The sequence below is a fragment of the Streptomyces sp. NPDC002676 genome, from assembly GCF_053592455.1.
In genome coordinates this window covers 1,452,412-1,473,046 of record NZ_JBSFVT010000001.1, presented here as the reverse complement: position 1 = coordinate 1,473,046, position 20,635 = coordinate 1,452,412, and the positions used below count along the sequence as shown (strand labels likewise).

Below are 20,635 nucleotides of genomic sequence, written 5' to 3'. Positions count from 1 at the left end.
AATCCACCCCGAAGGGCTTCATCGTTCGACTTGCATGTGTTAAGCACGCCGCCAGCGTTCGTCCTGAGCCAGGATCAAACTCTCCGTGAATGTTTTCCCGTAATCGGGATGAACACCACGAGAGCGGAACCACCGGAGGAATAATCCGGCGGTTCACAGCGTCCTCGCTGTGCGCCTCCCTCTCGGGAGGACTTTTTCAAAGGAACCTCGACCATCGGATAGTTCCGACGGACGGGGTATCAACATATCTGGCGTTGATTTTTGGCACGCTGTTGAGTTCTCAAGGAACGGTCGCTTCCTTTGTACTCACCCTCTCGGGCTTTCCTCCGGGCTTCCCTTCGGTTTTTCCGACTCTATCAGATCCTTTCGGCGTCCGATTCCCGGTCGGCGGGATTTGTCTGGGGCTTTCGGACTCTCGCCCGTCGGCCTTTCGACATTCACTACGTTAGCCCATTTCCTCGGCGACTCATAATCGACTCTCACAAGTTCGAATTTCGGGCACGCGGGCGCGCCAAAAATCGACCCCGTTGAGGGTTTGTAGCTGGGTAGTGGATGGCCGCTCCGGCTGCAGGCGATTGCCGTACCCGGTTCAGCGGCTCGGGATACATTACGCACCTTCCAGGGACGCGTCAACTTGAGCGGCGCCTCGGTACATGGGCCCGATAGGGGCTCACCGTCGGGTCGTTGGCGACCCAGAAGCGCCAGGGATGGACGTCTCCGTTTCCGCCCTCGCCGGCGACTCCGGTGCGTGGACCGCTTCTCACCTGCTCTGAAGCGACCGGGGTGCCGGTCAGCAGTCGCAGAGGAGTCTCGCCGGCGGCGCAGGCGTCCGTGCCGTCCAGGGCGCGGTCGACCTCCAGAGCGGTGGCCAGGCGGGCCGGACCCTTGGCCAGTTCCATGTCGTTTCGGGCTGAAACTCGACGTTTGCGGGCCAGCTCCACGCCCTCCACGACCTCGCCGGCGCGGAGCAGGACGGCGCTCGCCCTGCCCTCCGGTCCACAGACAAGGTTCATGCAGTGCCACATGCCGTAGGTGAAGTAGACGTACACATGCCCGGGTGGACCGAACATCACCGCATTGCGTGAGGTGCGACCGCGATAGGCGTGTGAGCCGGGGTCGTTCGGGCCGTCGTACGCCTCGACCTCCGTGAGGCGGACCGCGATCGGGCCTTCGGGAGTCGTCCGGACCAGGACGCGGCCGAGGAGATCCGGGGCGACCTCCAGTACAGGGCGGTCGAAGAACTCTCGGGGCAGTGGCATACGGTCCGGGGACGCGATCATGCCGTCCGAGCGTAGTCCAGCGGACCGGTGGGCCAGTCGTCCGGACGGATGCCTTCCGTGCCGGAACCGGTTGCCGCCGGATCGCGTTTGTACGGGGCGAGGATCCATTCGTAAAGGGAGAGTCATGGCGTTCAAAAAGCTGCTCGCGAGCCTCGGGGCCGGAGGCGCGTCGGTCGAGACCGTGCTGACCGAGGTCAACGTCGTGCCCGGTGGCGTCGTGCAGGGTGAGGTGCGGATCCAGGGCGGGTCCGTCAACCAGGACATCGAGGGGCTGTCCGTGGGCCTGCAGGCACGGGTGGAGGTGGAGAGCGGCGACGAGGAGTACAAGCAGAACATCGAGTTCACCAAGGTGCGGCTCGGTGGCGCCTTCGAGCTGCAGGCCGGGGCCGTGCACGCGGTGCCGTTCGGACTGGAGATCCCCTGGGAGACGCCGGTCACCATGATCGACGGGCAGGCGCTGCGCGGGATGCACATCGGCGTGACGACCGAGCTGGCGATCGCCCGCGCGGTGGACTCCGGTGACCTGGACCCGATCAACGTGCACCCGCTCCCGGCGCAGAAGGCGATCCTGGACGCGTTCATCCAGCTGGGCTTCCGCTTCAAGAACGCGGACATGGAGCGCGGGCACATCCGGGGGACGCGGCAGCGGCTGCCCTTCTACCAGGAGATCGAGTTCTACCCGCCGTCGCAGTACCGGGGGCTGAACCAGGTCGAGCTGAGCTTCGTGGCCGACGAGCACGCCATGGACGTCGTACTGGAGATGGACAAGAAGCCGGGTCTGTTCAGCGAGGGCTCGGACACCTACCGGTCCTTCCAGGTGGGTCTGAACGACTTCCACGGGACCGACTGGGCGGCGTACCTCAACCAGTGGCTGTCCGAGGTCGGCAGCAAGCGCAACTGGTTCTAGGCTCGGGTCCGGTGATTCCAGGAATCGATCAGGAGGTACCGAGGTGACCGAGCTGAAGCGGCGGCCTCTCCCCCACGACTTCCATCCGCCCGTACCGATGTTCACGGTGACGAGCGACGACATCGAAGAGGGCGCGACGCTGGGGAGCGCTCAGGTCTACGAGGGGGGCAACATCTCGCCGCAGCTGCGGTGGGAGGGGTTCCCTGTGGAGACCAAGAGCTTCGCCGTGACCTGCTACGACCCCGACGCGCCGACCGGCAGCGGGTTCTGGCACTGGGTCGTGTTCGACATCCCGGCCACGGTGTCCGAGTTGCCGGCGGGTGCGGGCAGCGGAAAGTTCGAAGGGCTGCCCGACGGTGCCGTACAGGTGCGCAACGACTACGGGACGAAGGACTTCGGCGGTGCCGCTCCGCCGCCCGGGGACGGACCGCACCGGTACGTCTTCACCGTCTACGCGGTGGACCAGGCGAAGCTCGGTCCGGACTCGGAGGCCACTCCGGCCGTCGTCGGCTTCAACCTGCGGTTCCACACGATCGCGCGTGCACAGCTGATCGGGGAGTACGAGAACCCCGCCGAGGGCTGATGTGATGCACTGAATGCGTTGAGCGTTCATGGAACGTTTGCCCGCCTCCGGTCTTGGAAGTGATCGGAGGCGGGCATTTTTTATTGCGTTGTCCATCTCGGCGCGCCCGTCCAGAGTTGATCCAAGCCCGCCGGGGGGTGGGCAGGTGCACACGGGAGGTGGGCTGGATGCGTGACACGTTGGTGCTGAACGCGAGCTTCGAGCCGCTGTCGACGGTGACCCTGAACCGAGCTGTCGTGCTGGTGCTGCAGGACAAGGCCGTGGTCGAACAGTCCCATCCCGAGCTGCGTATGCGCGGTACAGATGTGGACATACCCGCTCCCCGGGTGATCAGGCTTTGCCGCTATGTACGGGTGCCGTTCCGAAGACAAGCACCGTGGTCGAGGCGGGGGGTGCTGGTCCGGGACCGGCACCGGTGCGCTTACTGCGGGCGCAGGGCGACGACCGTGGACCATGTCGTGCCGCGGGCGCAGGGCGGGCAGGACACGTGGCTGAACACGGTGGCCGCGTGTGCGGAGGACAATCACCGCAAGGCGAACCGGACGCCGGAGGAGGCGGGGATGGAGCTGCTGCGGGAGCCGTTCGAGCCGACTCCGGCCGACGCCATGCTGCTGGCGATGGGGCAGGAGGACTTGGACGCGCTGCCACAGTGGCTGGCACGCGAGGCCGCGTGACGGCCTGAGCGGCCGGCTCCTATCCGCGTTCGTCCGGTGTCAGGTGCGCGGCCATCGCTTCGGCGACCGCGTCGCGCACCTCGGCCGCGGTGGGCGTGGGCACTCCGCGTTCGGCGGCGAGTTCCGCCAGGGAGGTCATCCGGACGCCGGGCAGGGCGCAGGCCGTGAACGTGGTGTAGACGCTGAGGTCGGAGTCGACGTTCAGGGCGAAGCCGTGGCTGGAGACGCTGCCGCTGATGCGCATGCCGATCGAGGCGAGCTTGAGGTGATCGGGGGTCCAGACGCCGACGAGGCTCTCGGCTCCGCGCGGGGTCTCCCGGCGGATCGCCGGGAAGCCGAGGGTGTCCAGGGCGTCGGTCAGCGCGTGTTCGACGCGGCGGACCAGGCCGCGGGGTCCGAGTTCACGGACGTTCACCACGAGGTAACCGATGAGCTGGCCGGGGCCGTGATAGGTGGCGTGCCCGCCGCGGTCGGTCGGCACGAGGCTGATCGGGGAGTCCGCGCCGGGTAGTTGGTCCTGTGGGGTGCGGGCGGTGTAGGTGATCACCGGGGGGTGCGTGAGCAGGAAGAGCCGGTTCGGTGCCTGGTCCTGCTTGCGCTGCTCGACCCAGCGGGCCATGTCCGCCTGCGCCGCCTCGTACGGGACCTCTCCCAGGTCGACGCGCTCCAGGCGGTGCTGCCGCGGGGCTGGTTCCACCGCGGCGGCCTCGTCCGCCAGGCTCACTGCTGGGTTCCTCTCTCCGTGCCGGCGGGACGTGCCGACGGGACGTACCGGGGGTGGCGTGTCACGGCCCCGCGTCCGGTGCGGAGCGCGGGGCCGTTGTGTCGCCTGCGTCGCGGGGCGGGCTCAGTCGATGGACGGCTTCTCGCGGCGCTCCGTGCCCGTGCCGTTGCCGCCGTTGTTGCCGGACGAGCCGTTGCCGCCCGAACCGCCCCCCAGCGGGCCGAAGTTGCCCATCGCACCGGACAGGCCCTTGAGGGCGTCGCCGATCTCGCTGGGGACGATCCAGAGCTTGTTGGCGTCGCCCTCGGCGATCTTCGGGAGCATCTGGAGGTACTGGTAGCTGAGGAGCTTCTGGTCCGGGTCGCCGGCGTGGATGGCCTCGAAGACCGTACGGACAGCCTGAGCCTCGCCCTCGGCGCGCAGGGCGGCGGCCTTGGCCTCACCCTCGGCACGCAGGATCTGGGACTGCTTCTCGCCCTCGGCGGTGAGGATGGCGGCCTGGCGCGTACCTTCGGCGGTGAGGATGGCGGCGCGCTTGTCCCGGTCGGCGCGCATCTGCTTCTCCATCGAGTCCTGGATGGAGGTCGGGGGCTCGATGGCCTTCAGCTCGACGCGGTTGACGCGGATGCCCCACTTGCCGGTGGCCTCGTCCAGGACGCCGCGCAGGGCCGCGTTGATCTCCTCGCGGGAGGTCAGGGTGCGCTCCAGGTCCATGCCACCGATGATGTTGCGCAAGGTGGTGACGGTGAGCTGCTCGATCGCCTGGATGTAGCTGGCGACCTCGTAGGTGGCGGCCCGGGCGTCGGTGACCTGGTAGTAGATGACCGTGTCGATGTTCACGACCAGGTTGTCCTGGGTGATCACCGGCTGGGGCGGGAACGGTACGACCTGTTCGCGCAGGTCGATGCGGTTGCGGATGGTGTCGATGAACGGGACCACGATGTTGAGGCCCGCGTTGAGTGTCCGCGTGTATCGGCCGAAGCGCTCCACGATCGCAGCGCTGGCTTGTGGGATGACCTGGATCGTCTTGATCAGGGCGATGAAGACCAACACCACCAGAATGATCAGGACGATGATGACCGCGTCCATCGTCGTTCCCCGTACCCTTCTCCGCCTCGGCGCCTTCGGTAGATCTCATGACTGTTGAAGATCTTGCTGGTCGAGTCTGTCAGACTGCCGCCCAACTCGCAGGCCGGATGGCTCAGATGACGATCGCGGTGGCCCCTTCGATGTCCACGACGTCCACCTCCTGGCCCACTTCGTAGGCGCGGCCGGTGTCCAGGGAACGGGCCGACCAGACCTCTCCGGCGAGTTTGATCCGGCCGCCGGAGCCGTCGACGCGCTCCAGTACGACCGCCTGCTTGCCCTTCAACGCGTCCACGCCGCTCGCGAATTGGGGGCGTTGCCGGCTGTGCCGGGCCGCGATGGGCCGGACGACGGCGATGAGGGCGACCGAGACGACGACGAAGGCGAGTACCTGGATCACGGCGTCGAAGCCGAGGCCGGCGACGACCGCGGCTGCGACCGCGCCCACCGCGAGCATGCCAAACTCCGGCATCGCGGTGACCACGAGCGGGATTCCGAGCGCCGCCGCGCCGACGAGCCACCACACCCATGCGTCGATGTCGTCCACGTGGTCATGGTAGGACCCCGGGTCGGGCGGCGGACAGGGCGCAAACCGGAGTGGAGGCGCTCAGGACCGGGGCGGGACAAGGCCGGGACGGGACAAGGCCGGGACGGGACAAGCCCCGACGGGTCAGGACAGCGGCAGGCCCTGGGCGGTCCAGCGCTCGCCGACCTGCTCGACGACGAGCGGGAGGCCGAAGCAGAGGGAGAGGTTGCGGGAGGTGAGTTCCAGCTCGAGCGGGCCGGCGGCGAGGACCTTGCCCTGACGGATCATGAGGACGTGGGTGAAGCCGGGCGCGATCTCCTCGACGTGGTGCGTGACCATGATCATCGAGGGGGCGATGGGGTCGCGGGCCAGCCGGCCGAGGCGGCGGACCAGGTCCTCACGGCCGCCGAGGTCGAGGCCGGCGGCGGGCTCGTCCAGCAGGAGCAGCTCGGGGTCGGTCATCAGGGCACGGGCGATGAGGGTGCGCTTGCGCTCGCCCTCGGAGAGGGTGCCGAAGCGGCGCTCCAGGTAGTCGCTCATGCCGAGCCGGTCGAGGAAGGCACGGGCGCGCTGCTCGTCGACCTCGTCGTACTCCTCCTGCCAGTGGGCCGTCATGCCGTAGGCGGCGGTGAGGACGGTCTCCAGGACGGTCTGGCGCTTGGGGAGCTTCTCGGCCATGGCGATGCCGGCCACGCCGATGCGGGGGCGCAGGTCGAAGACGTCGATCTTGCCGAGGGTGTCGCCGAGGATGGTGGCGGTGCCCTTGCTGGGGAAGAGGTAGCTGGACGCGACGTTCAGGAGGGTGGTCTTGCCGGCGCCGTTGGGGCCGAGGATGACCCAGCGCTCGCCCTCCTTCACCGACCAGGAGACCTGGTCCACCAGAGCCCGGCCTTCGCGGACCACGGATACGTCCTGAAGCTCCAGAACATCGCTCATGAGCGCGTTGTCTCCCCTTGCAGTGTCGCCGGCGTCGGCTGTCGCGTAACCCTGTGGCTCGGTGTGCCGCGCCGGTGGGCGCGGCCTTCATGAAATCTACGCCACGCGTGCGTCGCTCCATTCCATCGGTCCGGTCCTTAGGGTGGGGGCATGCTCTCGGAACCGCGTTCAGGACGCCTTGCCGCTTGGGGAAATGCCCTTTTGGCCGGACTTGTCTCTCCGGATGACGCTGTCCTCGCCATTGTGGGCGAGGACACGGTGCACCGGGTGGAGGGGCTGCCGGGTGAGTCCGCGCCGGTCGGGCTCACGCTCGCGCTGGGACGGCTGCGCACGCTGGGGGTCACCGGCCTGCGGGTCGCGCTCCCCGCGCCCGGTCATCCGCTGGGGCTGAGCGGGCCGGCGGAGTTCAACGCGCGGGCGCTGGAGGCCGAGGAGGCGGTGGTCTGTTTCGGTGCCGCGTTCGGGCTGGTGCCGGAGGTGTACGAGGCCGGGCCCGCGGGCGATGTGCACGCCGAGGTGGTCTGGCATGTGCTGCCGGTGCGGGAGGCGCCGCCCGCGGACGTGCCCTCGCTGGGCGAGGCGGAGCGGGAGCTGGCGGAGGCGCTGCGCGAGGCGACCTCGGTGCTCTCGAAGCTGGACGTCGCCGGGTCGGGTCCGGTGGCGGAGGCGGCGATCGACGCGTACCGGGCACGGTCCGAGCGAGGCCGGGAGGTGCTGGCGCCGGGGTATCCACCTCGTGCGGTGCGGGTGTTGGAGCTGGCTCAGCGGGTCGGGCTGCTGGTGTCGCTGGCGTACGGCAACGGGCACGGCGGGGCGGTCAGCTCCGCCGAGATCGCGGCTCGGTCCGAGGCGCTGCGGCCGGTCGAGCGGACGGCCCGGCGGGCACAGGTCGCGGCGTACAACTCCATTGTGGAGGAGCGCGAGCGGGGGGTCTGAACGGCCTTGTCCTCAGGCTCCCCCAGAGGGGGCACCCCCGGACGGGCCGAGTTCCACGACCGCCCGGCCCTTGAGAGGCTCTGCCTCAGTGGATGAACCGCACGTCAGCCGGTCACCCCGTGGCGTACGGCCCACAGGGCGGCCTGGGTGCGGTCGGCGAGGTCGAGCTTCATCAGGATGTTGGAGACGTGTGTCTTGACCGTCTTCTCGGACAGCACCAGGGCGCGGGCGATCTCGCGGTTGGAGCGGCCGTCCGCTATCAGGCCCAGCACCTCGCGTTCCCGCTCGGTCAGCGAACCACCTCTGCCCTGGCCGGAGTTGACCTCCTCCTGGGAGAGCAGGGCGCCGGCGACCTCGGGCTGGAGCAGGATGTGCCCCGCGTGCACGGAGCGGATGGCGCCGGCGAGCGCGTCTGGGTCCACGTCCTTGTAGACGTACCCGGCGGCGCCCGCGCGCAGCGCCGGGACGACCGTGCGCTGCTCGGTGAAGCTGGTGACGATCAGCACGCGCGCGGGGTTGTCGAGTTCGCGGAGTCTGCGCAGGGCGTCGATGCCGTCCATGCCCGGCATCTTGACGTCCATGAGGACGATGTCGGGCCGCAACTCCTCGGCGCGGGCCACGCCTTCGGCGCCGTCGGCGGCCTCACCGACGACCTCGATATCGTCCTGCACCTCCAGGAAGGTGCGCAGGCCTCGGCGGACGACCTGGTGGTCGTCGACGAGCAGCACCTTGATTACGTCAGCCACCAGGGACCTCCATCTCGATCGTGGTGCCCTTGCCGGGCGCCGATTCCACGGTCAGCGTGCCGCCGACCCCGCTCGCCCGGTCCCGCATGGAGACCAGGCCCAGATGGCGTCCGGCGCGGCGGACGGGCTTGGGGTCGAAGCCGCTGCCGTTGTCGGTGACGCGCAGGACGGCTCCGCGGCCACGCCGCTGCACGCTCACGTCGACGTGCTCGGCGCCGGAGTGGCGCAGGGCGTTGTGCAGGGCTTCCTGGGCGACCCTGAGCAGGGCCTCTTCCTGCGACGCGGGCAGGGCGCGGAAGCCGGTGCTGGTGAAGGTCACGCGCGCGGTGTGGGCGCGGTCGAGGACCTGTATCTGGGTGCGCAGGGTGGCGATCAGGCCGTCCTCGTCGAGGGCGGCGGGGCGCAACTCCACGACGGCGGCGCGCAGTTCGTCGGTCGCCTCGGCGGCGAGCGCCGCGACCTGGTGCAGTTCGTCCTTCGCGCGGGCCGGATCGCGGTCGATCAGCGCGGTCGCCGCCTGGGCGGTCAGGCGCAGGGAGAAGAGCTTCTGACTGACCGCGTCGTGCAGTTCGTGGGCGAGCCGGGAGCGTTCCTCGGCGATGGTCAGCTCGCGACTGCGTTCGTAGAGGCGGGCGTTGGTGAGAGCGATCGCGGCGTGCTGGGCGAGGATGGAGAGGAGTTCCTCGTCCTCCTCGGTGAAGCCGCACAGGTCCTCGGGCTTCGGGCCCGGAGGGTCGCCCTTCGGGGAGCACTGCTTGTTGGCGAGGAACAGGGCACCGATGACCTCGTCGCCGTCGCCGATGGGCACGCCCAGGAAGTCGACCAGGTCGGGGTGGGCGTCCGGCCAGCCCTCGAAGCGCGGGTCCTTGCGTACGTCGGCGAGGCGCTGGGTCCGGGCCTCGTGCAGCATCGCGGCGAGAATGCCGTGCTGGCGCGGCAGCGGGCCGATGGCCTTCCACTGGGCGTCGCTGACGCCGTCCACGACGAACTGGGCGAAGCCTCCGTGATCGTCGGGGACGCCGAGGGCGGCGTACTGCGCGTCGAGCAGCTCGCGGGCGGAGGCGACGATCGTCTTGAGGACGTCGCGCACCTCCAGATGCCTGCTCATGGCCAGCAGCGCGGAACTCACCGCTGCGAGGCCGGACCGGGGGCCTTGACTCATGTTCCTCACGGTACCGGCGGGGAGTGACAGGGCGGATCGGACCTGTGACGGCGGGGACCGGGCCGGTGGACCTAGGGCGGGCGTCGTAGGCCCCGGCACGCGCGCGTGGCGGCGCACTTCTCCCTTCTCCACGCGCGCGCGTGCGGTTACGCGTGCGGGCATACGCGCGGGGACTGAGGTGCGGCTGCCGGGCGGGACTGCGGCGAGCTCACACAGGGCGTTGCGGCGGCAACTATCGGTGAGATTGTCGCGGCCCCCGATGTGAGCCCGCGCATAGGGTGCACATCACGTACTAACGGACATAGGAACTAAAGACTCCCAGGGTGAACGGGGCGAACGGCCCAATCTGTCCCGATTTGCCCCTCCGCGATCCACTACCCGGGATCGTACGTCACACCTTTGCCAGGGCATTTTGCGCCCGCTAAGAATTGCTCACGTCGCTCAGCGCCGCGGCTACCCACCGCGGCGTTCGTGCGGGAGGGAGCCGATTCCCCCGGCGGACGCAGGAGCGACCTCCGCGCTACAGAAGAGGTCCACAGCCATGCCCAAGAACATCCTCACCCGTGGTCATAGTCGTTCCCTGACCAAGCACCACAAGGCCGCGATCGCCGGTGTCTGCTGTCTCGGCAGCGCCGCCCTCGCCTTCTCGGCCGCCCCCAGCAACGCCGAGAGCGTCACCACCGGTGCCCCCGCCACGACCGCCAAGATCGCCGGCGCCACCACCTCGCTGCAGAACGTCAAGGGCACGGTCACCGACCAGCTCGCCACCGAGACGATCAAGCTCGACACCCTCGCGGCCCAGAAGAAGGCGGAGACCGCCGCCCTCGCCAAGGCGAAGGCCCAGGCCGCCGCCGTCGCCGCCGCCAAGCAGAAGGCCGAGGCCCTCAAGAAGGCCGAGGCCGTCAAGAAGGCCGTGCAGGCGCGCGCCGCCAAGGCTGCCGCCGCCAGCCGCTCCGTGCAGCGCCCCCAGATGCAGCCGGTCGCGGCGAAGACGTACGCCAACAACCTCGACGGCTGGATCCGCCACGCCCTGGACATCATGCACACCAAGGGCATCCCGGGCAGCTACAACGGCCTGCACCGCAACATCATGCGGGAATCCTCGGGCAACCCGATGGCCATCAACAACTGGGACATCAACGCGATCAACGGCATCCCGTCGAAGGGCCTGCTCCAGGTGATCCCGCCGACCTTCAACGCGTACCACGTCAACGGCACCTCGTGGAACATCTACGACCCGGTCGCCAACATCACCGCGGCCGCCAACTACGCGGCCGACAAGTACGGCTCGATCGACAACGTCAACAGCGCGTACTGAGGCTGGCGCGGACCTCTGACATACGCGGAAGGGCGGCACCCCTCGGGGGGGTGCCGCCCTTCACGTCGTGCAGGTGCGGTTACTTCCGCATGACCTCGGGCTCGTGGCGGCGCAGGAAGCGGGCCACGAAGAAGCCGCAGGCCACACCGATCGCGATCAGGGCGACCATGTCCATGCCCCAGGCCGAGGCCGCGTGGTCCCACAGCGGGTCCGTGCTGCCGGGGTCGTCGGTGTTCGGGGCGATGTTGTTGAAGTCCAGCGTGGCGCCCGCGGCGGCCACCGCCCAGCGCGACGGCATCAGGTACGAGAACTCGTTGACACCGAGCGTGCCGTGCAGGGTGAAGAGGCAGCCGGTGAACACGACCTGGATGATCGCGAACATGACCAGCAGCGGCATCGTCTTCTCGGCGGTCTTCACCAGCGAGGAGATCACCAGGCCGAACATCATCGAGGTGAAGCCGAGCGCCATGATCGGCAGGCACAGCTCGAACAGCGTCGAGCCGCCCAGGACGAGCCCCTGGTCGGGGATCTCGCGGCTGGAGAAGCCGATCAGGCCGACCATCAGGCCCTGGAGCACGGTGACGGCGCCGAGGACGACCACCTTGGACATCAGGTACGCCGACCGGGACAGGCCGGTCGCCCGCTCCCGCTCGTAGATCACCCGTTCCTTGATCAGCTCACGGACCGAGTTCGCCGCGCCGGCGAAACAGGCGCCGACCGCGAGGATCAGCAGCACCGTGGTCGCCGTGCCGTTCGGGACGTGCACGCCGGTGCGCGGGTTGATCGCCGCGTTGACCAGCAGGCCCCGCTTGTGGTCGATCAGCAGGCTGACCGCGCCGAGCACGGCCGGCAGGATCACCGTCAGCGCCAGGAAGCCCTTGTCGGAGACGATGACCGACACATAGCGCCGGATCAGGGTCATCAGCTGCGAGCCCCAGGGCTGCGGCTTGGGCGGTCTGATGGCCTGCATCGGAGGCATGTGCACGGGTACGGACTGCGGGGCGACCGCGTCGATGTCCGCCGCGTACATCTGGTAGTGCTGCGAGCCCTTCCAGCGGCCCGCCCAGTCGTAGTCGCGGTAGTTCTCGAAGGCGGAGAAGACATCGGCCCAGGTGTCGTAGCCGAAGAAGTTCAGCGCCTCCTCCGGCGGACCGAAGTAGGCGACCGCGCCGCCCGGCGCCATCACCAGCAGCTTGTCGCACAGCGCCAGCTCGGCCACCGAGTGGGTGACGACGAGGACCGTACGGCCGTCGTCGGCGAGGCCGCGCAGCAGCTGCATGACATCGCGGTCCATGCCCGGGTCGAGGCCGGAGGTCGGCTCGTCCAGGAAGATCAGCGACGGCTTGGTGAGCAGCTCCAGGGCCACCGAGACGCGCTTGCGCTGGCCACCGGAGAGGGAGGTGACCTTCTTGTCCTTGTGGACGTCGAGCTTCAGCTCGCGCAGCACCTCGTCGATGCGGGCGTCGCGCTCCTGGGCGGTGGTGTCGGCGGGGAAGCGCAGCTTGGCCGCGTACTTCAGGGCCTTCTTGACGCTCAGTTCCTTGTGCAGGATGTCGTCCTGCGGGACCAGACCGATGCGCTGGCGCAGCTCGGCGAACTGCTTGTACAGGTTCCGGTTGTCGTACAGGACCTCGCCCTGGTTGGCGGGCCGGTAGCCGGTGAGGGCCTTGAGCAGGGTCGACTTGCCGGAGCCGGACGGGCCGATGACCGCGATCAGCGACTTCTCCGGGACGCCGAAGGAGACGTCCTTCAGGATCTGCTTGCCGCCGTCGACCGTGACGGTCAGGTGGCGCGCGGAGAAGGAGACCTCACCGGTGTCGACGAACTCCTCGAGGCGGTCGCCGACGATACGGAAGTTGGAGTGACCGACACCGACGATGTCCGCCGGGCCGAGCAGCACCGAGCCGCCCTTGGCGATCGGCATACCGTTGACGTAGGTGCCGTTGTGCGAGCCCAGGTCGCGGATCTCGAAGCGGCCGTCGGGCGTCGAGTGGAACTCGGCGTGGTGCCGGGAGACCTGGAGGTCGGAGACGACCAGCTCGTTCTCCAGGGCACGGCCTATGCGCATCACGCGGCCGACGGAGAACTGGTGGAACGTGGTCGGGCTGCGGTCGCCGTAGACCGGCGGCGCCCCCGCGCCACCACCGGGCGTCTTCTGCGCGTACTGCTCGCCCGGACCGCCCTGCTGCTGCGGGAACGGCACGGCCTGCTGCGGCTGCTGCCATCCCGCCTGCGGCGCCTGCTGGGCCTGCGGTGGTACGGCAGCCTGCTGCGGGGCCTGCTGCGCCCAGCCGGCGCCGGCGCCCGCGCCCTGGGCGGCGTACGGCGCCGCCTGCGGCTGCTGGGCCTGGCCGACCGGGGCCGCGGCGGCGCTGAGGTTCAGGCACGGTCCGTCGGTCGCGTTGCCGAGGTTCACGGACGAGCCCGGGGCCAGCTCCATGTGCTGGATCCGCTGGCCCTGCACGAACGTGCCGTTGGTGCTGCCGTGGTCCTCGATGGCCCAACTGCGGCCGTTGAAGCTGACCGTGGCGTGTCGCCAGGAGACCCTGGCGTCGTCGAAGACGATGTCACCCTGCGGATCACGCCCCAGGGTGTAGGGCCTGGACGGGTCCAGCGTCCAGGTCCGTCCGTTTGATTCCAGTACGAGTTCCGGCACTCCATGCCCCACTGAGTTGTCCCCCGAGTTGTCCCCCATCTTGGGGAGTCTAGGGATGTCGAACATCGGGGGGAACTATTTCAGGCTCTGCCCGTTGACTGAAAGTCGGGCCTTGCACAGAGCGCCCGCGCGCGCTCCAACTCGCCCCGTTTACGGGGTTGAAACCCGGCCGGAGAGTGGTAATCCCCCGCGAGAGGGACATGCGCGGCCGGTGCCGCGCCACGGATCGGGGGGTCTGCCATGAGCGCTGCCACAGGCGTCGGAACCGCACGGCACGGTACGACACTGCCTTGGACGGACGTCCTGCTGTCCGCGATCGCCGCGGTGAGTTGGGCATTGATCGGTATGGCGGGCACCGCCGCGCTCGGACTGCATCTGCTGCGGGCCGATTCGACGGGCTCACTGGGCCCCATGACAGCGGCGGTTGTGGCCCTGGGGGCGGGCGGTTCGGTCTCACCGTCGGGCGACGTGTCCGCATTTGGACTGAAAGGCGCCGAGGCGCACACCGCCGTCGAAATCACGCCACTTGGCGTGAGCCTGGTCGGCGCCCTGCTGTTGTCCTGGTTCTTCCTACGGTCCCTGCGCACGGCCGGAGTTGTGGTCGCACCCGCCGAACTCCTCGCGCGCGCGGGCGCAGTGGTCGCGCTCTTCGTGGCGATGACGGCCGGGCTGGCCTGGGCAGGTCACGACGTCATCACGATCGACGGCGGCTCGCTCGGCCTCGGCGGCCTGCCGGGCGGCGGGGGCGGCAAGGGCGGCGGCCTGCACCTCCCCGGCCTCGGCGACGTGGGCGGGCTGCTGCCGGACCGGATCGGCGACCTGATCCACGCCAGGGCGGCGGTCGGCTTCACCGTCGACACCGCGCCCACGGTGCTCGGCGGGCTCGGCTGGTCGGCCGGCGTCCTGCTGCTCGCGTTGCTCGCCTCCCGCCGTACTCCCCTGCCGCACGGCTGGGACCCCGTGCACCGGGTGGTACGGCCGGCCGTGTCGGCGCTCGTCACGGTGCTGCTGACGGCCGTGGCGGCGGGGCTCGCCGCGGCGGCGTACGCGGCGATCGGCGACGAGCATCCCCGGCGGATCGCCGGCGCGGCGCTGCTCGGCGCCCCGAACGGGGTGTGGCTCGGCGTCCCGCTCGGCCTGTACGTGCCCTGGGACGGCAGGGCCACCGGCGCCCTGAGCACGCTGCTGCCCCATCCGCTGGACCAGCTCCTGGACGCGCACTCCGGCCGGTCCGTGACCCTGGGGCGGCTGGCCGGGCTGGACGGGCGGGTGTGGCTGCTGGGGGTGGCGGCGGTGCTGATGATGGTGCTGGCGGGAGTACTGACAGCGGTACGGACACCCCCGGCCCCCGGGTCCTGCGGCGTGGCGGCCTTCGCCGGCCGCTGCGCGCTGCGGCTCGGCGTCGCGACCGCGCTCGCCCTGCCCCTGCTCGCCTGGCTGACCGGCGTCTCGGTGGACGCCTCGCTGTCCGTACTCGGCTTCGACGCCTTCGGCGCGGGCATCGCCCTGCACGGCCACCTCACGACGGCGCTGCTGCTGGGGGCGGCGTGGGGCGCGGGGGCCGGGGCCACGGGGGCGCTGCTCGCCCGGTCGGCGGGGGCGGCGCCTTCGGGGGCCGGGGCCGCCGGTCCGGGGCAGATGCGCGAAGTGGAGGGACACGGCGGTCCCGGTCCGTACACGCCCCGCAGGCCGTACCGGCCGCCGAACCCCGCCACGAATCCGTATCTCCGGGTACCGGAGGAACTGCGGGACGAGCCGCCGCCTCGTGACGGTGACGCTGACAGTGGCAGTGGCAGTGGCAGTGGCAGTGACAATGGCGGTGACGACTTGTACGACGCCCCCACCATCACCCGGCCTGTCGGCTCCGCCATCTATCCGCCACCGCCGCCCCCGCCGCTTCCGCCTCCCCTACCACCCCAGCCTTCGCCGAGGAGGCCGAAGGGGCCGCAGGACCGGGGGTGAGGCCGGTCCGGGGCGATCCGGCGGAGCTTTGACGGCCGCCGCGGTGGAGCGTGCGCAGGTGGCGTGGCACCCTCGTGCCTAAAGCAGGCCGCCCGGTCGGGCGCCCAGCCGGGCAGTCTCCCAGTGGCAAGATCCGTGTCACCGGACCGACACTCATTGTTCCGTGTCCGGCAGGCGGACCTGTCCGGCGCAAGGCACTGGGTGCCGGATACGGTGGTGACACCATGAGCGCTTCGCAGACCGCCGCTTCGCAGACCTCTGAGGTCCCCACCCTCCTTGTCAAGATCTTCGGCAAGGACAGGCCGGGCATCACGGCCGGCCTCTTCGACACCCTGGCCGCCTACTTCGTCGACGTGGTCGACATCGAGCAGGTCGTCACCCGGGGCCGCCTGGTGCTGTGCGCCCTGGTGACCGAGCCCCCGGCCGGCCTCGAGGGCGACCTCAGGGCCACCGTGCACAGCTGGGCCGAGTCGATGAAGATGCAGGCAGAGATCATCTCCGGGCACGGCGACAACCGTCCGCGCGGTCACGGGCGCTCCCTGGTGACCGTCCTCGGTCACCCCCTCTCCGCCGAGTCGACGGCCGCCATCGCCGCCCGGATCGCCAAGGCCGGCGGCAACATCGACCGTATCTTCCGGCTCGCCAAGTACCCCGTGACGGCGGTGGAGTTCGCCGTCTCCGGTGTGGAGACCGAGCCGCTGCGCACGGCCCTGGTGACCGACGCGGCGGCACTGGGTGTCGACATCGCGGTCGTCTCGGCGGGCCTTCACCGGCGCGCCCAGCGGCTGGTGGTCATGGATGTGGACTCCACCCTCATCCAGGACGAGGTCATCGAGCTGTTCGCCGCGCACGCCGGATGCGAGGACGAGGTCGCCGAGGTGACCGCGGCGGCGATGCGCGGGGAACTGGACTTCGAGCAGTCGCTGCACGCGCGCGTGGCGCTGCTGAAAGGGCTGGACGCCTCGGTGGTGGACAAGGTCCGCGCCGAGGTGCAGCTGACGCCGGGCGCGCGCACCCTGATCCGCACGCTGAAGCGGCTCGGCTACCAGGTGGGAGTCGTCTCCGGTGGGTTCACGCAGGTCACGGACGACCTGAAGGAGCGGCTCGGGCTGGACTTCGCCCAGGCCAACACACTGGAGGTCGTCGACGGGAAGCTGACCGGCCGGGTCACCGGGGAGATCGTGGACCGGGCGGGCAAGGCCCGGCTGCTGCGCCGGTTCGCCGCGGAGGCCGGGGTGCCACTGTCGCAGACGGTGGCGATCGGTGACGGCGCCAACGACCTGGACATGCTGAACGCGGCCGGTCTGGGCGTCGCCTTCAACGCCAAGCCGGTGGTCCGCGAGGCCGCGCACACGGCGGTGAACTTCCCCTTCCTGGACACGGTCCTCTACCTGCTGGGCATCACCCGCGAAGAGGTCGAGGCGGCGGACATGCACGAGGACTGAGCCGGAGGTCGTACCCCGGCTGCGAGGAGGGCCCGGCGCCATTGCGGTACCGGGCCCTCCTGCCGTCCGTGCGGTCAGTCGGAGGGCTCCCAGTAGTCCGCGAGCGTGGCCACGTGGGGCTCCAGGCTCTTCCAGGGGCCGTCGTAGGTCAGCAGCGCGAAGCCGGCAGCGGGGAAGCCGCGGCCGTTCATCCGCTCGCGGGCGTCGCCCTCGGCCGCTCCGGCCAGGATCTCGGCGAGGCCGTGCACGCCCGGGTTGTGGCCGATCAGGATCACGTTCCGCACGTCGTCCGGGACTTCGTTGAGCACGGCGATCAGCTCGCCGGGCGAGGCCTCGTAGACCCGCTCCTCGTAGACGGTTTTCGGCCGGTGAGCCAGTTCGTGGACGGCGAGCTTCCAGGTCTCGCGGGTCCGGATCGCGGTGGAGCACACAGCCAGGTCGAAGGTGATGCCGGTGTCGGCCAGCTTGCGTCCGGCGACCGCGGCGTCCATCCGGCCACGCTCGGCGAGCGGGCGGTCATGGTCGGTCACCTGGGGCCAGTCGGCTTTCGCATGCCGGAGGAGGACGATCGTGCGAGGTTCTGCGGCGCTCATGGGACCCAGCTTCGCATGAAACAGGCCATGCGGCGCAGGGAGTTGACATGCGGATTCACCGCTGCCGAGGCACTTTCTCAGCGCGCGAGCAGCTCCCGCGCGCGCTCGACGAGGTGGGTGATCGCCGGATCGCCGCTCGCCGCGTGGGCGTCCGACGGGTTCAGTATCAGCCCGAGCAGCGCGACGAAGGCGAGCACGGGCAGGGCCAGGGCCCACCAGGGCAGCCGGATGTCGACGCCGCCCGTGGTCGCCGGATGGGGGCGGGAGTGGGTGCGGGCCGGCATGATCGCCTCCGTGGCTCTTCGAATGGTCCGTGGCCGCCTGGCGCGGTCACCATTCGAAGCTACGGAATCCGGGGCCGCCAACCCATCCGGGCATCCACCCACTTGACCCTGACCCTCACCCCCTAGGGGATGGTGGAGTTATCCCCACCATCCGCCGCCGGAGGTCCGGCCGACCGGGTCACGAAGTCACCGGGTCACGAAGTCACCGAGTCGCGGGACCGGGGAGGCACGGGGTCACGAGATCACGGGGCCGCGATCGTCGCGATGACGGCGATGATCACGAAGATGGCAAAGAACGCGCCGAAGACGAGCAGCATCTTCTTCTGGCTGTTCTGCGGGTTCGGGTCGAGCACGGGCATGCCGCCCAGTCTCGCACCCTTCGCCCGCGCCCACTCCCCCGGGGTCCGGCGGTCAGCGTGCCGCCGCCTCGTCCTCCACCGTGCGGTTCCGGCCGGCCAGGAAGCCCACCGCCATCTGCGGCAGCATCAGCCCCGCCATGAGGGCGATCGGCAGCCCCCAGCCGCCGCTGTGCTGATAGAGCACGCCCACCAGCAGCGGGCCCGGGATGGAGATCAGGTAGCCGGTGCTCTGCGCGAACGCGGACAGCTGGACCACGCCCGCCCCGCTGCTGGCCCGCATGCCGACCATCGTCAGGGCCAGCGGGAAGGCGCAGTTGGAGACGCCGAGCAGCAGGGCCCAGGCCCAGGCGCCGCCGACCGGCGCGAAGTACAGACCGGCGTATCCGGAGAGGCCGCAGAGACCCAGAGCCAGCGCGATCGGGCCCTGGTGGGGCAGCCGGGTGGCGAGGCGCGGGATGACGAAGGCCAGCGGCACGCCCATCACCATGGTGGCCGCGAGCAGCAGTCCGGCCGTACCCGCCGGGACGCCGGCGTCCCGGAAGATCTGCGCCATCCAGCCCATCGTGACGTAGGCGCCGGTGGCCTGGAGGCCGAAGAAGAGGGCGAGTGCCCAGGCGGTGCGGCTGCGGGTGAGGCGCAGCGGGGCGGGCCGGTCCTGCTCCGCGCGCACCGGCTCCTGGGCGGGGGCCGCGCCCCGGTCCCGTACGAGCGGCAGCCACGGCAGTACGGCGGCCAGCGCGAGCGCGGCCCACACGGCGAGTCCGGACTGCCAGCTGCCGCCCATCGCGTCCGTCATGGGCACGGTGGCCGCGGCGGCCAGGGAGGTGCCGGCGGCGAGGGCCATCGAGTACAGGCCGGTCATGGAGCCGACCCGGTCCGGGAACCAGCGCTTGACGATGACCGGCATCAGCACGTTGCTGACGGCGATGCCCATCAGCGCGAGCGCGGTGGCGCCGAGGAATCCGGCCGCGTTGCCGGCGTAGGGCCGGATCAGCAGGCCCGTGGCGATGGCGACCATGCCGGCGCACACCACGGTGGCCGGGCCGAAGCGGCGGGCCAGGCGGGGGGCGGTGGCGCCGAAGACGGCGAAGCAGAGCGGGGGCACGGAGGTGAGCAGTCCGGCCACGCTGCCGCTCATGCCGAGCCCGTCGCGGACCTCTTCGAGGAGCGCGCCGAGGCTGGTGATGGCAGGACGCAGGTTCAGCGCGGTGAGCACGATGCCGACGACGACCAGACGGGACGCCCACGCGCGCGTGGGGGCCGCCGCCCCGGGCTCCGCCGTCCGGGTTGCCACGGTCCGGATTTCCTTCGTCCTGGTTTCCTCACTAGCCATGGGACCCATCATAGAATCATAGGATGATTGGTTGTCCATCCCCGGGCTGTGCCCGCCCGGGACTGTCGTGCGAAGGCGTGCCATGCCCCTGAGCCACCCGCGTCGTTCGGCGCTGTCCGAACAGGTCATCGCGGAGCTGCGCAATCAGATCGCCTCCGGTGAGTGGCCGGTCGGCTCGCGGATCCCGACCGAGCCGGAGCTGGTCGAGCAGCTCGGCGTCGCCCGCAACACCGTCCGCGAGGCGGTCCGCGCGCTCGCGCACAACGGCCTGCTGGACATCCGGCAGGGCTCAGGCACCTACGTGGTCGCGACGAGCGAGCTGGCCGGCGTGATGCACCGCCGGTTCGCCGACGCCGACCCGCGGCACATCGCCGAGCTGCGTTCCACGCTGGAGTCGGCGGCGGCGAAGCTGGCCGCCGAGCGGCGTACCGAGAAGGACCTCAAACAGCTTGATGCGCTGCTGCGGCGGCGCGAGGAGGCCTGGGAGAGCGGTGACGCGGAGGCCTTCGTGGCGGCCGACGCGACCTTCCACCTGGGCGTGGTGGCCGCCTCCCACAACGACGTGATGACGGCTATGTACGCCGACCTGGGCGAGGTGCTGCGGGACTGGCTGCGCGCGGACGTCGGCGCGGAGCTGACGCCGGGCACGCACATGGACCACACCCGGCTGCTGGACGCGATCCGCGCGGGGGACGCGGAGGGCGCCGCCCTGGAGGCCGCGAGCTATCCGTTCCTGTGCCGTCCGGACCGGTTCAGCGCTTCTTCTGGTGACTGACCCACGCCGAGCGGACCTCCTGCCAGCACCGCCCGGTCAGCCGTACGGTCATGGCGGGCCCGGCGTCGACGGGCGCGCTGTCGGTGTCGATGTCCCACCAGCGGGCGCACTCTATGTGCAGGCGCACGCGATCGGTGTCGACATAGGGGTTATGACAGTAGGCCACCACGTGGGAGCCGCGGACGGAGGTACGGCAGGCGGCGCCGAAGAGGCCGGGCGCGGGCGGCTTGCCGCCGCTCACGCGCGCGTGGGGCAGCGCGTCGTACGGCAGGGTCAGCACGAGGGCCACGGCCACGGTCACCGAGGCCAGGCTGCGGGACAGGCGCACAAGGGGACCTCCTGGGCCGAGC

At 70.3% G+C, this 20,635-nt stretch carries 21 protein-coding genes and 1 rRNA gene; 8 read left to right on the top strand and 14 right to left on the bottom strand.

Annotated elements, in window-relative coordinates; translation table 11 throughout:
* A 16S ribosomal RNA gene (locus tag ACWD3E_RS06965) occupies window positions 1–90 on the bottom strand; the annotation flags it as partial.
* Between the two features lie 539 nt (window positions 91–629).
* Window positions 630–1,280, bottom strand: a complete 651-nt coding sequence (locus ACWD3E_RS06960) for a DNA-3-methyladenine glycosylase (protein WP_451386459.1) — start codon at window positions 1,278–1,280, stop codon at window positions 630–632.
* Between the two features lie 124 nt (window positions 1,281–1,404).
* Here ACWD3E_RS06960 and ACWD3E_RS06955 point away from each other — a divergent pair, with 124 nt between their 5' ends.
* The 3 genes from ACWD3E_RS06955 to ACWD3E_RS06945 all read left to right on the top strand — a co-directional run bounded on the left by ACWD3E_RS06955 (window position 1,405) and on the right by ACWD3E_RS06945 (window position 3,444).
* Complete coding sequence (locus ACWD3E_RS06955; protein ID WP_451356701.1) at window positions 1,405–2,187, top strand: sporulation protein; 783 nt, start codon at window positions 1,405–1,407, stop codon at window positions 2,185–2,187.
* Window positions 2,188–2,230: 43 nt separating this feature from the next.
* Entirely contained in the window at window positions 2,231–2,770 is a 540-nt protein-coding gene (locus tag ACWD3E_RS06950) for a YbhB/YbcL family Raf kinase inhibitor-like protein (RefSeq protein WP_451386458.1), read from the top strand.
* Window positions 2,771–2,937: 167 nt separating this feature from the next.
* A complete protein-coding gene (locus ACWD3E_RS06945; RefSeq protein WP_451386457.1) occupies window positions 2,938–3,444 on the top strand; it encodes an HNH endonuclease in 507 nt (168 codons plus the stop codon).
* A gap of 19 nt (window positions 3,445–3,463) precedes the next feature.
* On the opposite strand, the gene lipB is transcribed toward ACWD3E_RS06945, so the two are convergent.
* The 4 genes from lipB to ACWD3E_RS06925 form a co-directional block, all read right to left on the bottom strand.
* Window positions 3,464–4,168 (bottom strand): lipoyl(octanoyl) transferase LipB, encoded by a 705-nt coding sequence (gene lipB / locus ACWD3E_RS06940; RefSeq protein WP_451386456.1) that lies wholly within the window; start codon window positions 4,166–4,168, stop codon window positions 3,464–3,466.
* Between the two features lie 123 nt (window positions 4,169–4,291).
* The gene (locus ACWD3E_RS06935; protein WP_451386455.1) at window positions 4,292–5,257 is read right to left on the bottom strand and encodes an SPFH domain-containing protein; all 966 of its coding nucleotides are present in this window, start codon (window positions 5,255–5,257) and stop codon (window positions 4,292–4,294) included.
* A gap of 112 nt (window positions 5,258–5,369) precedes the next feature.
* Window positions 5,370–5,801 carry an NfeD family protein gene (locus tag ACWD3E_RS06930; RefSeq protein WP_451386454.1) on the bottom strand — a complete coding sequence of 144 codons (432 nt, stop codon included), beginning with the start codon at window positions 5,799–5,801 and terminating at the stop codon, window positions 5,370–5,372.
* A 123-nt stretch (window positions 5,802–5,924) separates the two neighbouring features.
* Window positions 5,925–6,716, bottom strand: coding sequence for an ABC transporter ATP-binding protein (locus ACWD3E_RS06925; protein WP_451386453.1), 792 nt, complete (start codon window positions 6,714–6,716; stop codon window positions 5,925–5,927).
* Window positions 6,717–6,866: 150 nt separating this feature from the next.
* On the opposite strand from ACWD3E_RS06925, the gene ACWD3E_RS06920 reads away from it, so the two are divergent.
* Window positions 6,867–7,652 (top strand): hypothetical protein, encoded by a 786-nt coding sequence (locus ACWD3E_RS06920; RefSeq protein WP_451386452.1) that lies wholly within the window; start codon window positions 6,867–6,869, stop codon window positions 7,650–7,652.
* Between the two features lie 104 nt (window positions 7,653–7,756).
* Here ACWD3E_RS06920 and ACWD3E_RS06915 read toward each other — a convergent pair whose 3' ends face one another.
* Both ACWD3E_RS06915 and ACWD3E_RS06910 read right to left on the bottom strand, forming a co-directional pair.
* Window positions 7,757–8,398 carry a response regulator gene (locus ACWD3E_RS06915; protein ID WP_451386451.1) on the bottom strand — a complete coding sequence of 214 codons (642 nt, stop codon included), beginning with the start codon at window positions 8,396–8,398 and terminating at the stop codon, window positions 7,757–7,759.
* Complete coding sequence (locus tag ACWD3E_RS06910; RefSeq protein ID WP_451386450.1) at window positions 8,391–9,560, bottom strand: GAF domain-containing sensor histidine kinase; 1,170 nt, start codon at window positions 9,558–9,560, stop codon at window positions 8,391–8,393. Before ACWD3E_RS06910 ends, ACWD3E_RS06915 begins: the two co-directional genes overlap by 8 nt.
* A gap of 541 nt (window positions 9,561–10,101) precedes the next feature.
* On the opposite strand from ACWD3E_RS06910, the gene ACWD3E_RS06905 reads away from it, so the two are divergent.
* Window positions 10,102–10,878: a transglycosylase SLT domain-containing protein gene (locus ACWD3E_RS06905; protein WP_451386449.1), complete on the top strand. Its 777-nt coding sequence runs from the start codon at window positions 10,102–10,104 to the stop codon at window positions 10,876–10,878.
* 79 nt (window positions 10,879–10,957) lie between these two features.
* Here the strand turns inward: ACWD3E_RS06905 and ACWD3E_RS06900 are convergent, their stop codons facing one another.
* Window positions 10,958–13,534, bottom strand: a complete 2,577-nt coding sequence (locus tag ACWD3E_RS06900) for an FHA domain-containing protein (protein WP_451386514.1) — start codon at window positions 13,532–13,534, stop codon at window positions 10,958–10,960.
* Window positions 13,535–13,774: 240 nt separating this feature from the next.
* Between ACWD3E_RS06900 and ACWD3E_RS06895 the strand changes: the two genes are divergently transcribed.
* Entirely contained in the window at window positions 13,775–15,496 is a 1,722-nt protein-coding gene (locus ACWD3E_RS06895; RefSeq protein WP_451386448.1) for a streptophobe family protein, read from the top strand.
* Between the two features lie 224 nt (window positions 15,497–15,720).
* Window positions 15,721–16,941, top strand: coding sequence for a phosphoserine phosphatase SerB (gene serB / locus ACWD3E_RS06890; protein ID WP_451386447.1), 1,221 nt, complete (start codon window positions 15,721–15,723; stop codon window positions 16,939–16,941).
* Between the two features lie 74 nt (window positions 16,942–17,015).
* On the opposite strand, the gene ACWD3E_RS06885 is transcribed toward serB, so the two are convergent.
* From ACWD3E_RS06885 to ACWD3E_RS06870, 4 genes are all read right to left on the bottom strand, one after another.
* On the bottom strand, window positions 17,016–17,534 hold the full coding sequence (locus tag ACWD3E_RS06885) for a SixA phosphatase family protein (protein ID WP_451386446.1): 519 nt from the start codon (window positions 17,532–17,534) through the stop codon (window positions 17,016–17,018).
* Between the two features lie 77 nt (window positions 17,535–17,611).
* Window positions 17,612–17,818, bottom strand: a complete 207-nt coding sequence (locus ACWD3E_RS06880; protein WP_451386445.1) for a hypothetical protein — start codon at window positions 17,816–17,818, stop codon at window positions 17,612–17,614.
* A gap of 242 nt (window positions 17,819–18,060) precedes the next feature.
* Window positions 18,061–18,177, bottom strand: a complete 117-nt coding sequence (locus ACWD3E_RS06875) for an SGM_5486 family transporter-associated protein (RefSeq protein ID WP_451355555.1) — start codon at window positions 18,175–18,177, stop codon at window positions 18,061–18,063.
* A gap of 52 nt (window positions 18,178–18,229) precedes the next feature.
* Window positions 18,230–19,510, bottom strand: a complete 1,281-nt coding sequence (locus ACWD3E_RS06870; RefSeq protein ID WP_451386444.1) for a CynX/NimT family MFS transporter — start codon at window positions 19,508–19,510, stop codon at window positions 18,230–18,232.
* Window positions 19,511–19,592: 82 nt separating this feature from the next.
* On the opposite strand from ACWD3E_RS06870, the gene ACWD3E_RS06865 reads away from it, so the two are divergent.
* A complete protein-coding gene (locus ACWD3E_RS06865; RefSeq protein ID WP_451386443.1) occupies window positions 19,593–20,285 on the top strand; it encodes a FadR/GntR family transcriptional regulator in 693 nt (230 codons plus the stop codon).
* Here the strand turns inward: ACWD3E_RS06865 and ACWD3E_RS06860 are convergent.
* A complete protein-coding gene (locus tag ACWD3E_RS06860; RefSeq protein ID WP_451386442.1) occupies window positions 20,263–20,613 on the bottom strand; it encodes a hypothetical protein in 351 nt (116 codons plus the stop codon). The genes ACWD3E_RS06865 and ACWD3E_RS06860 overlap by 23 nt on opposite strands.
* Between the last annotated feature and the right edge of the window lie 22 nt (window positions 20,614–20,635).